Here is an 11,544-nt window from a genome sequence, read left to right as displayed (position 1 = left end):
GGTACATTCCGAGAAAAGGTCTTTTTTTGGATATCCTAGCTGTTGCTTCGAAAGCGTTTCTATTATATTAAATCTATAGAAACAAATGAAAAAGCATCATTCAACGAATGATGAGGAGGATACATTCATGGTGAATTGGATTCGGCGACGAATCGGTCGGCAGTTGCTGACTGTTTTTTATGCGGTACTGATCGTAGTATCGATTACTTCGTTCTTTGTCTATGACTACATGGAAGGACGAATCGAAACATCAAAACAGAATCTCGAGACAATCAGTGAACAAAATCGCCGAGCCAATGATTTATGGGACAATTGGCAAACGGTTCAGTTCGGTTTACGCGGATTCGTCATTTTTGGTAATCAGGAACGGTTTGATGAAATCCAAGCGCTCCGAACAGATATCAAAAGTGAGACAGATTGGTTCATGCGAAACGCCAAAACGGATGAAGAAGAAGAATTCGCGGCACAAATGACGAATTTATATGAACTGTACTATGACGTCTTATTTCCGCTGACCCAGTCTTACGTCAATGAAAAAAAGGCGAATCGGATCAATGAAGACTTTTTACAGGGGGATAGTCTATTTTCCTTACCAATTGCGAAACGACTCGTTGAACAAGGACAGTTAAAGCCAACTGCAGACGGTTCGATCGATATTACGCCAGATATTGAAAAAGCATCTGCGGCACTTGATGAATACCGGACGAATCTCAGCCAACAACAAGAAACAGCTGTCGGGGAACTGCGGAGTGAAGTCGCGAAGTCACAATGGATTTGGATCTCAAGTATCGTTGTGCTCGTCGCATTCATTCTCTTATTCGTTCACCCGTTCCTTCGCCGGATGACGCGGCAGTTGTTACGATTAGTAGACGATAATCAAAAACTTGCTCGCAAGGAACCAATTGAAATCGATAAGACGACAGAAAAACGTCCAGACGAAATCGGATTATTACGTGCTTCCTTTAATCGGATGGTCGTGACGACGAATTCTCATACGGATGCGATGCAAGGTAAAAATGAAGAATTGCAAGCGCAAAGTGAGGAATTGCTCGCGCAACAAGAAGAGTTACAGGCGCAACAAGAGGAACTCGAAGAAGCGTATCAAACGACGAAAAAGAATGAGGAAAAGTTGCGATTACGTAGTGAACTAACAGAGGCACTTGCCGTTCGCGAAACTGTCGAATCGTATCCAGCAATCGTTCAAAAGATGATCGATATCACTTCTTCAGAGTACGGTGCTCTATTGCTTTATGAAGAAGGGCAGTTTATGGGTGCAACAACAAACGGCATGACGATGGACTATTTAAAAGATCTCCTGAAAGATGAGATGTCCGTCATCAATCGATCGGTTCGCAAGATGGAATTCGTTCAATCGGAGAAGCGCGTTACACGTGAAAAAGAGCATCCGTATTCCTTTAGTACGTATGAGGTGACGATTCCGGTTCAAGATCCAGAAACGCATGAATTGATTGCTGCCATCTATCTCGTTCGCTACAAATCTGCATATAAAGGACAACAGCTGACGGATATTCGCGAGTTTGCGCAACAAATGACGCTTTCACTTCTACGGACGCGTTCTTATGAAGGAATGCGTCAGGAAAAAGAAAAGACCGAGCAAGTGTTGGACTCAATTCGAGAAGCGATCATTTATCTCGAGGATGGAAATGGAGAGTTATACGTCAACCGTCCATTGTTTGACTTGATTCCAGAACTTCAAACGGAATTCACAGTAGATCGAACGTTACCTTCGAGTGAGTACGTCATTGATGTGATGCGTCAGTTGGTGGATGATGTTGAAGCCTTTAATACGTATCTGGATTTAATTCGTTCCGGTAAGATTTCACCGGACAAAGTCCGATTTGATGTTCGAAACAATACGGCGCATCTAGAAGTCTACGCGGAACGCATTGATGTCGTCGGGGGATGGAAGGGAATCATTCTCGTCTTACGGGATATTACCCGGGAAACAGAAGCCGATCGTCTAAAAACAGAACTTGTCTCGACTGTGTCACATGAATTGCGAACGCCGCTCTCATCGATTTACGGTTTTACAGAGTTGATGCTAAATCGAAAGATCGATGACTCAAAACAGCAGAAGTATCTAGCGACGATCCATAATGAGACAGAACGCTTATCGAACCTCGTCACGGACTTCTTAGACGTTCAACGGATGCAGTCGGGTGGACAGTTGTACCAAATGGCACATCTTGATTTGCTCAGCCTAACTGAACAAGTGATGTCCCTGTATGACGCTTCAAGTGAACGACACGATCTTCATTTGCAATTGCTCAGTCCGGATCGTCCATTCATATTAGGAGATGAAGACCGGATCAAACAATTGATGAGTAACTTGATCAACAATGCAATCAAGTATTCTCCCGATGGCGGACGTGTAGATGTCTGGATCGATACGAAAGATGATCAAGCCATCATTGAAGTGAAAGATGAAGGAATTGGAATTCCTCACCATGCATTTGCCCACTTATTTGATAAATTCTATCGTGTCGATAATTCCGATACACGTCGAATCGGTGGAACTGGACTCGGTTTATCGATTTGTAAAGAAATCGTCAAAGAACATGAAGGCGTCATCCACGTCGAATCTGAAGTCGGTAAAGGCAGTCGCTTCATCATCGTCTTACCGCTCAGTTTAAGTGAATCGATCGAGTCGACAGAAGAGAATCGACGTTCTAGTTAAAGAAAACATGATGTATTTCTGTTAAACCGTGTTCAATCCGCTAGGTGCGAGCACGGTTTTTTCTTATGTTTGAAACGAGTAATCTTGTCAAAAAAGATTTCAATAAAATAAAAAAAGAGTGAATAAACAGCAATCCTGAACCGATATACCTATAGGACAAACGAACTATGGTTAAAAAAGGAAAGGGGGAATCGTCATGTATGAGAAATGGCTGGGAATCGTTATAGGCTGGTTACTGTTTCATATCGGCTGGGTGACGTATATGGGCACGGAAACGGCAATTGGACAAGTCGTTAACAGCCTGTTCACGATCGGTGGTGTAACGATCTCCCTCTATTTGATTTGGCGGGCACAGCGACGCCAGGCAAGACGCCCTTTTACTTACCGCTTATTTCTTCTATTATTATTCGCTAATGCGATGCTTGGTATCGGCGAATGTGGACAGCTCCTATACTTCCTGCAAGGACGTACACGAACGGAACCGTTTGATTGGATCGACTTGATCTTCAGTCTTCAAATCTTGATCTATATCATTGCTTTCGGTTATTTCCTGCGTAATCGACGACAAGAAGTCAATTTGCGGGTCTTTTTGTTCGATGAGTTCATCATTTTAGTCGTTGCAGGATCTCTTTCGTGGCACTACTTAGTGACGCCTTATTTAGAAGCAAATGCCTTGCTGACGATCGAAACGCTTTTATGGCTTCGCTATCCGATCGGTGATTTATTGTTGCTCGGTGGAATGATTGTCTTATTCTTTGGTTTGATGAAGCGTGGCAATGGCGGCTCGTTATTATTGATTCTACTCGCATTTCATTTTCAGTTACTCGCTGATCTATTATACGTGGTACTCGAACGATTTGATTATCCATTTCCTTCGAGTTGGCTCGATCCGTTATGGTTAGCGACTGTCCTGATTGTCGGGCTTGCCGCGTATCGCTTTGATGCTGAGGAATCTCTCGTTCCTCTTGACGTTACACGGAGGTGGATCGATGTCTTACGTTTGATCACTCCTTACTTATTCTTATTGATTCTATTCGTGACGATGGCACGACAAACGATTAGTTGGAACGGTTTGACGATTGGATTAATGATTGCGATTCCGTTGTTGATTTCCCGTCAAATCCGGATTGTTGTTGACAATCAACGGTTGCGCGAAAATCTCGAAGCGAAGGTGGAAGAGCGAACGGAAGCATTAGCAACTGCCATGGAGGAGATGCGACACATGGCATATCACGATGCCTTAACAGGGTTACCGAATCGATATCTGTTTGCGCGACTGTTCCAAGACGCCTTGTACCGAGCGGAAGCGACTGACGGGCAGGTTGGGTTGTTCTTTATTGACATCGATCACTTCAAAGAGATTAACGATACGTATGGACATCATGTCGGAGATCAACTCATCGTCGATGTCACGACACGTCTACAAAAGAAATTGCCGCCCAATACAGTCATTTCAAGACAAGGTGGAGATGAGTTCGTCGTCTTGTTATTTGACGTTGAACAAGAAGCAGAAGTGGTGCAGTGTGGGGAACATCTCGTTTCCTTGTTCCGACAGCCGTTTCACCATGGTATCATTCCACTTCCGGTAACAGCGAGCATCGGTGGAGCAATCTATCCGGCGCATGCAGCCTCGCGATCGGACTTGATCGAGCAAGCAGACCTAGCGATGTATGAGGCAAAACGTCGCGGGAAGAATCAATTTTGCTTGCATGATCCAGCGATAATGAACACATGAACGTCGTCACATTCAAAAACACGCTCGTATACCGAACCTTATCGGATCAGTCATACGAACGTGTTTTTTTGATGCCGATCATTTCTTTTGCGTGCGTGCTAAGAACGTTTCAATGACTTCTGGATTCGTCACAGCTTGATTACATGCATCGCTGTCGATACACATATGATGACCAATCGTCTGATGCTGTTCAGTCGAACGGCGTGTCGTGACAGTTACGAGTGTAATATCACTATACGTATGACAAATCGCACAAATCCCTTTTTGAATCGATGGTAGATAGGTACCTTCTACGCCAATCCATTCACCATTCAAGGGATAGACGAAATATTTTTTCCGATTTCCGGTATCGTTCCAGCTTAAAAACGTCGTGTGTGTCCACTCAAAGGAGTGAAGTGACGGAATGTGTAACTTTTTCGTTTTTTTAAAGAGCTGTCGGATCCGTGATTCAGAAATACTCGGAAACGGTTGGACGAACGGTTCGACATGTGCTAAATACGCGAGGAGATCCTGTTCGGATTCAGCGTCACGAATGTTCGTCAGCAAGATTTCCTGTTCCGGTGTAAGTATTGGCAATAGATCAAATATCTTTTCAGCGGCACTGTACCGAACAGCATCACGAACATCGGGGTCATGAACAGCTGCGAATTGATGTTGCAGCAGCTCGACTTGATTCCGAATGAAATTGTATTGATAGGGTAGTAAAAATGCGTCCATTCTCGTTCCTCCTTTTCTTTTCATCGTACCGTAATTTGGCAACAGAACAAAGCGACATTTTAGTTTTTCAGACTTCTACAGCGGGAATTAAATAACAGACTGAACGAGGAGGTGAAAAGAGAAGTGCAGTATTTAACATTTTTACGCTTGATGAATGTAGGAGCATTCCTCTTTGCAATGCTAGCACGCGTCGTTTGGCAACAGCCGATGACCATTCTTAAGTTATCTCTTGTTCCTGCACCATTCTTTGACGCCATTGCCGGTGTCGTGTTTACGACATTATTGATTTGGTGTATTCGACCGGTACGTGCCTTCCCTGCGGATCGAGAACTGATTGAAGATATCGGAGGGTGGCTTGCATTATCACTCGTGACGCTTGGAATCAGTAGTATGAGTGGCCCCCCTTGGGAACTCGTCTCGACGACGATTTCTTTCATTAGCCTTTGCTTAGTCTATATGAAAATTCAACACCATCCCCGGCGTTCGCCGTGGATGCGCTCTCCATTTTCAGTGTTGCTTGCCTGGATCAGTACGATGCTATTGATTTTACCATTTCGGATCTTGTCGGATTTTCAGTTCACTTCTCTATTCAGTCTTTCCGAAACCCAATGGAGCACGATTGCGCTCGCATTAGCTGTTATCGGTGGACTCCTGTTCATCGCAATCCATTCAGATTGGGTATTTGGTCTCGCACTCATCTGGTATTTAGCTGGACTATTGTTTAACGAACGTCTCATTCTCTTGCAACAAATCGTAGCGGGAATTGGCATAATGTGTGTTTTACTCCTATGTTATTACGTCTTTCAGAAACGTCAACGTCTTTTTCGACAGCATTCACCTAAGTCTTCTTCATCCTAGTCATGTTTTAGATGAATTTGGGGTATATCTCATATAGTTGCTATAAAAGGGGGAGACGTGTGTCATGGGAAAAAAACAATGGATTGGTGTCTATCAAAATGAGACGGATTTGATTCGAAAAATTGAGGATCTACATTTTGCGGGTTATCTAGAAGAAGATTTGTATGTCGTGTTGCAAGACAAAACCGATATGGCGATGTTACGCGGGCAATCAGCGGCGCAACTGGTCTCCGGTAAACGGACGCTATTTGAGCGATTTACAGGCAAACCGGCTTCGGCCGAGGAAATTCAAACCGCCTTCACGGAACTCGGATTACCGGAGTCGGATATTCGTCAACATGTCTTACGTGTCCAGCAAGGCGATTATGTCCTGTTGGCAGACGAAGCAGGGGCTTCTCGTCCTGCGCCGGAACCAAAAAGTATTCTGGAAACAGAGCCAGAGGGAATCGAAGCGGAACGAAAACTTGATCACGAAAACCGTGCCCTTGAAAATGAAAATGATCGGATGTTGTAAGAGAGTCGTGCGGAAAGGATGAATCTTGATGGAGAGCCAATATCATACGATTTTGGTAGCAGTCGATGGATCAGAGACAGCAGATTTAGCATTTGAGAAGGCAGTGAAATTTGCCAAACATGATCATGCTAAACTCGTCATCGCCCATGTTATCGATATTCAGACGTTTGCTAACGTACGTGCCAATAAACGTTTCATTGATCAAAACGTTACCGAATATGCACAAGAATTGCTCGATCGTTACGAAAAGCGGGCACGAGAAGCAGGTGTCGAGAAAGTTGAGCTGATCATCGAAAACGGCTCTCCGAAAACACTGATTCCAAAGGTCATCGCACCACGCGTTGGTGCGGGTCTGATCGTCTGCGGAGCAGTCGGGACGAATGCGATGGAACGAATCATGATTGGGAGTGTTTCTGAAAACATTTCCCGTTATGCAAAATGCGATATCTATATCGTCCGTCCGAAAACCTTGAAGTGACATAAAACAGCACACATCGGCTGATGTGTGCTGTTTTATGTCACGTTAGAAAATAATAGAAAATGCCTAATAAAATCAGAATGATCGGGAGAAAAATGAAATACATCCAAGACATATTTTTTGCCGAAGTCTTGTGATCGTACTGCTCTTCTGCTGGTTGCTTAGCAATCCGCAACGTAAAGATGAGTCCGACGAGACAAATGACTAATGCGATCCAAAATAAAGTCAACATAAGCATGCTCCTCTCTTCCTTTATCATACAGAAATTGGTCATGTTCTGCATCGGTAAGTTGTGACAGTTTAGAGTTGACAGACTTCTAGTTGAGGGGCTAAACTAACTTCATAAGTTTAGGGGGTAAACTAAAAATGAAAGACAATTTACGTGAAGCAGTCCTCCTGTTTGAAGAAGTCATGATCCACGGAACAGAACGCGTGTTGAAGTCGGTCGAAGCACCCGTTTGGCAAATGTACTCACCGGAACAACTTCATGTGTTGAAGCTCGTCGGAAAATATGGACCGATTTCGTCCGGACGTCTCGCGGCAGTACAGGGTGTTCACAAAAGTGCCATCTCGAACCGGCTGAAAAAGTTGACGGAAAAAGGTCTCGTCATCGTCGAACGTCGAGAAGATGATCACCGAACGAAGTACATCTCTTTGACGGAAGCAGGTCGGTTAGTGGCAACTGAAGCGGAGCAAGAAATCTATACGTATCTGGAGAATTTGATTGAAGGAAAAGTCGAAGAAGAAGAAATCATCCAGTTCATCGAAACCTTTAAGAAAATCAAAGAGATTCTGCAGTTGAACGTCTAAAGCCAGAATAGAAGGAAGAGGAGAATCAGACATGCGACAAATCGTCAAATGGCGCTGGGCAATTCTTGCATTATTGCTCATCGTCACAGTAGGTTTACTATTTACGGCACCAAACTTGGCAAAACAAGCAGAGGACGCAGGGGCGATTCAGCTTGCAAATGATGCTGATTCACAGCGAGCAGCTGATATTTTAGAAAAAGCGGGAGCAAGCGAAGAAACGATCTCGCTTGTCATTCCGCTCAAAGACAAAGTCAGCGATGCCGATCGAAAGTCGATCGGGCAAATCGTTCAGGATTTAGAAGCACTCGATCGTCCGGTCACGGATGTGCTCGATCCGTTTGAAAACAAAGAGACGGAAGGACAGCTCGTCTCAAAAGATAAAAAGACGGTCCTCGTACCGATCACAGTCGACGGTTCGCAAGAAGAAATCGTCAAACTGGCAAAACAAATCCGGACGGATCTTTTACCAAAGGATCAAACGATTTATCTAACGGGTGAAGCGTTAATCAACGATGACGTCAATACAAGCTCACAAGAAGGGTTGAAGCGGACGGAACTGATTACCGTCGGGTTGATTTTCGGACTACTTCTGCTCGTCTTCCGTTCCATCGTCACACCGTTCGTACCACTTGTGGCAGTGGGCTTTACGTACCTGATCAGCCAATCACTTGTCGCCTTTTTCGTCGACTGGTTCGGATTCCCGGTATCGAACTATACGCAAATCTTCCTCGTTGCCATCCTGTTTGGGATTGGGACGGATTACTGTATCTTGCTACTGAGCCGGTATAAGGAAGAATTGACGGCAGGACACGATGTCGAGACAGCGATCGTCAACACGTATAAGACAGCAGGGCGTACGTTACTAATCAGTGGTCTTGCTGTTCTTGTCGGTTTCTCAGCGATTGGGTTTGCGGACTTCCCAATCTTCAAATCATCGGTCGCTGTTGCGGTTGGGATTGCCGTCCTCTTACTCGTCTTATTTACACTTGTCCCCTTCTTCATGGCGACACTCAAAGAAAAATTATTCTGGCCGTCAAAGAAGGCAGCGAGTCACCAAGATAGCAAACTGTGGTCACATTATGGTGGGTTATCGATCCGTCGTCCTTTACTTGCGATGATCATCGTTGCGATCGTCACGGTCCCGACACTCTTTACGTACGATGATGACCTCTCGTTTAATACTGTCGATGAGATTGGTGCGAAGTATGATACGGTCAAAGGACTGAATGCGATCTCGGATGGATTTGGAGCAGGTGAGTCGCTCCCGGTCAATGTCATTCTTAAGAGCGACAAAGATTTGATTACAGAAAAGACAGTTCCTTATGCGGAACAGTTGAGTCGTGAGCTCGTGAAAATCGACGGGGTCAAATCGGTTCGTTCGATTTCTCGTCCGACAGGCGAAATCATTAATGACTTCTACGTCGATCGTCAATTAAAACAAGTTGCTTCCGGCATGAAGAAAGCAACCGCCGGTCTTACGGACGTTCAGTCTGGTCTGACGACAGTTGAAGACAATCTCAACGGTATCACAGGACAACTACCGGCAGGAGACTCGGCTTCAGCAGGAGCAAGTCAGTTGCAACAAGCAGCAGACGGACTTGGACAGATCAACCAACAGTTGACGCTCGTCGGTCAAGGTCTGCAATCGACTCAAAATATCCCGCAAACCATTGGGACATTAAATGCCTTGTCTGGTCAATTGAGCCAAGTTCAATCTGGCATCAGTCAAGCAGCAAGTGGAATAGCCTCACAAGGAGCACAAGCCGGTCAACTTGGAAGTGGGCTGACACAACTTGCGGATGGTGTTGGTCAAGCAAACACAGGGCTTGCGAAAATTAGTAATGGTCTAGATGACATCTCGAATTTGTTAACCGAGATGGGACAAGCGACATCGATCCGTGGGACAGGTGTGTTCGTGCCAAAAGATACGTTATCGGACAAGGCCTTTAAACCAGCAATTGACCGTTACGCGATTGATCAGCAAACCGGATTGAAGTTTGAAGTCATCCTCGAAGATGATCCGTATTCACCAGAAGCGATTCAAACCGTCGCTGCAATCAAAAAGACGACAGCGAATACGATCAAAGGAACACCGTTTGAAGACAGCACCGTCGCATATGGCGGGATTTCAAGCGTTAACAGTGACTTAAACGATACGTCGAAAGCCGATTTCAAACGAACGGTGACGGTCATGCTGATCAGTCTCTTCGTGATTCTAGCAATCATGTTCCGTTCGTTGATCATGCCGTTGTTCATGATCGGTTCGTTATTGCTGACGTATTATACGTCGATGTCGATCGCTGAATTGATTTTCGTCAATGGACTTGGATATGACGGTATCAGTTGGGCCGTTCCGTTCTTCGGATTCGTCATGTTGGTTGCCCTAGGTATCGACTACTCGATTTTCCTCCTCGACCGTTTCCGGGAAGAGACGATCAAGGGACTCGATACGAAGGAAGCGATGTTCCTGTCGATGAAAAAGATGGGATCTGTTATCATCACGGCAGCGATCATCCTCGCAGGAACGTTCGGAGCGATGATGCCGTCTGGTGTCTTGAGTCTCGTTCAAATCGCGACGATCGTCATCACAGGTCTACTTTTGTATGGATTGATCGTCTTACCGCTCTTGATTCCAGCGATCACAGTATCGTTTGGTAAAGGGGTCTGGTGGCCGTTTCGACCAAACGCTAAAAAATAAGAACTAACCAAACCGGGTTCGTCTTCTAGATGAACCCGGTTTTGTCATGACGTATACTAAGAGCAGATGATAAGGAGGTAGAGCATGCAACACTTCAAACAACTGACTTCACGGATTTGGTATCAGACACCGGTCAGCGAGACGGATCGCCCGATTCTCGCCGTCGTGCGTGGGGAAAAGCATCAATTGATGATCGATGCTGGAAACTCGTCAGCCCATGCAGCACTATTCTTAGAAGAAATGAAGACACACAATCTTGGATCACCTGACTTATTGGCATTGACCCACTGGCACTGGGATCATATTTTTGGCATGAAACATCTCGGTCTGCCATCAATCGCGACTAAGCAAACGATCACGCATATGAAGGAGATGCAACCTTACGCTTGGACGGATGAAGCGTTACAAGAACGAATGGATCAAGGCATCGAGATTCCGTTTTGTGCGGACGCGATCAAGCTCGAGTTCGGAGCGACACGTGATATTGAAGTCGTCTTACCGACGATTGGCTTTACTGGACAATTGGAAATTGACTTAGGTGGCGTGCAGTGCCAACTGATTGAAGTCGAAAATGATCATTCTCCTGGTAGCCTACTCGTCTACATTCCGGAAGAACGCGTCGTGTTCTTAGGAGACGCGATGTATGCGGATATCTTTTCATCGAAGTGGAATTATACGGTCGAACGGACGAAGCGCTTATTAGCAGCAATCGATCGTTTAGAAGCCGATTATTATGTCTGGTCGCATGGAGAAGCGATGCCGAAGTCTGAATTTGAAGAAGAGGTCAACATGTTGCGTCGAGCCATTCGTGTAACGGAAGCGACCGGAGGACGACTGAAGGATATGCGGATCTTATATGCAGAAGAGACAGGACGATCGTTGAAGGAAGACGAAACCGAAACATTGATCTATTTTGCAAATGGATTGAAATGACAGATCGTAACAAGGGATAAAATGGAGGACGTTGAAATAAAAAAGTACTACGAGCTTGTTAAAGGGAGCGGTACTATATGACAAAGCCAAAATTCGAACGGGA

10 protein-coding genes are annotated in these 11,544 nt (G+C 45.1%); 8 read left to right on the top strand and 2 right to left on the bottom strand.

Going from position 1 to position 11,544, the window contains the following annotated elements:
* The first annotated feature begins 127 nt into the window (after nucleotides 1–127).
* Nucleotides 128–2,698: a HAMP domain-containing sensor histidine kinase gene (locus Q9R23_RS13425; RefSeq protein ID WP_290755847.1), complete on the top strand. Its 2,571-nt coding sequence runs from the start codon at nucleotides 128–130 to the stop codon at nucleotides 2,696–2,698.
* Between the two features lie 196 nt (nucleotides 2,699–2,894).
* A complete protein-coding gene (locus Q9R23_RS13420) occupies nucleotides 2,895–4,433 on the top strand; it encodes a GGDEF domain-containing protein (protein WP_214856097.1) in 1,539 nt (512 codons plus the stop codon).
* 78 nt (nucleotides 4,434–4,511) lie between these two features.
* Here the strand turns inward: Q9R23_RS13420 and Q9R23_RS13415 are convergent, their stop codons facing one another.
* On the bottom strand, nucleotides 4,512–5,150 hold the full coding sequence (locus Q9R23_RS13415) for a FusB/FusC family EF-G-binding protein (protein WP_214748485.1): 639 nt from the start codon (nucleotides 5,148–5,150) through the stop codon (nucleotides 4,512–4,514).
* 123 nt (nucleotides 5,151–5,273) lie between these two features.
* On the opposite strand from Q9R23_RS13415, the gene Q9R23_RS13410 reads away from it, so the two are divergent.
* From Q9R23_RS13410 to Q9R23_RS13400, 3 genes are all read left to right on the top strand, one after another.
* Nucleotides 5,274–6,008 carry a hypothetical protein gene (locus tag Q9R23_RS13410; RefSeq protein ID WP_290755844.1) on the top strand — a complete coding sequence of 245 codons (735 nt, stop codon included), beginning with the start codon at nucleotides 5,274–5,276 and terminating at the stop codon, nucleotides 6,006–6,008.
* A gap of 64 nt (nucleotides 6,009–6,072) precedes the next feature.
* Nucleotides 6,073–6,522: a general stress protein gene (locus Q9R23_RS13405; protein ID WP_214748489.1), complete on the top strand. Its 450-nt coding sequence runs from the start codon at nucleotides 6,073–6,075 to the stop codon at nucleotides 6,520–6,522.
* 28 nt (nucleotides 6,523–6,550) lie between these two features.
* Nucleotides 6,551–7,000, top strand: coding sequence for a universal stress protein (locus tag Q9R23_RS13400; RefSeq protein WP_311247272.1), 450 nt, complete (start codon nucleotides 6,551–6,553; stop codon nucleotides 6,998–7,000).
* A 40-nt stretch (nucleotides 7,001–7,040) separates the two neighbouring features.
* On the opposite strand, the gene Q9R23_RS13395 is transcribed toward Q9R23_RS13400, so the two are convergent.
* Nucleotides 7,041–7,238: a hypothetical protein gene (locus Q9R23_RS13395; RefSeq protein WP_311247271.1), complete on the bottom strand. Its 198-nt coding sequence runs from the start codon at nucleotides 7,236–7,238 to the stop codon at nucleotides 7,041–7,043.
* A gap of 128 nt (nucleotides 7,239–7,366) precedes the next feature.
* Here Q9R23_RS13395 and Q9R23_RS13390 point away from each other — a divergent pair, with 128 nt between their 5' ends.
* The 3 genes from Q9R23_RS13390 to Q9R23_RS13380 all read left to right on the top strand — a co-directional run bounded on the left by Q9R23_RS13390 (nucleotide 7,367) and on the right by Q9R23_RS13380 (nucleotide 11,441).
* A complete protein-coding gene (locus tag Q9R23_RS13390) occupies nucleotides 7,367–7,810 on the top strand; it encodes a MarR family winged helix-turn-helix transcriptional regulator (RefSeq protein WP_290755839.1) in 444 nt (147 codons plus the stop codon).
* A 31-nt stretch (nucleotides 7,811–7,841) separates the two neighbouring features.
* Complete coding sequence (locus tag Q9R23_RS13385) at nucleotides 7,842–10,508, top strand: MMPL family transporter (RefSeq protein WP_311247270.1); 2,667 nt, start codon at nucleotides 7,842–7,844, stop codon at nucleotides 10,506–10,508.
* 84 nt (nucleotides 10,509–10,592) lie between these two features.
* Nucleotides 10,593–11,441: an MBL fold metallo-hydrolase gene (locus Q9R23_RS13380; RefSeq protein WP_311247269.1), complete on the top strand. Its 849-nt coding sequence runs from the start codon at nucleotides 10,593–10,595 to the stop codon at nucleotides 11,439–11,441.
* Nucleotides 11,442–11,544: the final 103 nt, after the last annotated feature.

The organism is Exiguobacterium sp. BRG2 (genome assembly GCF_031844245.1).
Taxonomy (GTDB): Bacteria; Bacillota; Bacilli; order Exiguobacteriales; family Exiguobacteriaceae; genus Exiguobacterium_A.
Note: the sequence above shows the minus strand (reverse complement) of the source record. Positions and strands in the feature narration are given on the sequence as shown.

What these genes read in the sequence shown, in the direction of transcription:
- Q9R23_RS13425 (WP_290755847.1), top strand. Translation starts at nt 128, where the DNA reads ATGGTGAATTGGATTCGGCGACGAATCGGTCGGCAGTTGCTGACTGTT.
- Q9R23_RS13420 (WP_214856097.1), top strand. Translation starts at nt 2,895, where the DNA reads ATGTATGAGAAATGGCTGGGAATCGTTATAGGCTGGTTACTGTTTCAT.
- Q9R23_RS13415 (WP_214748485.1), bottom strand. Translation starts at nt 5,150, where the DNA reads ATGGACGCATTTTTACTACCCTATCAATACAATTTCATTCGGAATCAA.
- Q9R23_RS13405 (WP_214748489.1), top strand. Translation starts at nt 6,073, where the DNA reads ATGGGAAAAAAACAATGGATTGGTGTCTATCAAAATGAGACGGATTTG.
- Q9R23_RS13400 (WP_311247272.1), top strand. Translation starts at nt 6,551, where the DNA reads ATGGAGAGCCAATATCATACGATTTTGGTAGCAGTCGATGGATCAGAG.
- Q9R23_RS13395 (WP_311247271.1), bottom strand. Translation starts at nt 7,238, where the DNA reads ATGCTTATGTTGACTTTATTTTGGATCGCATTAGTCATTTGTCTCGTC.
- Q9R23_RS13390 (WP_290755839.1), top strand. Translation starts at nt 7,367, where the DNA reads ATGAAAGACAATTTACGTGAAGCAGTCCTCCTGTTTGAAGAAGTCATG.
- Q9R23_RS13385 (WP_311247270.1), top strand. Translation starts at nt 7,842, where the DNA reads ATGCGACAAATCGTCAAATGGCGCTGGGCAATTCTTGCATTATTGCTC.
- Q9R23_RS13380 (WP_311247269.1), top strand. Translation starts at nt 10,593, where the DNA reads ATGCAACACTTCAAACAACTGACTTCACGGATTTGGTATCAGACACCG.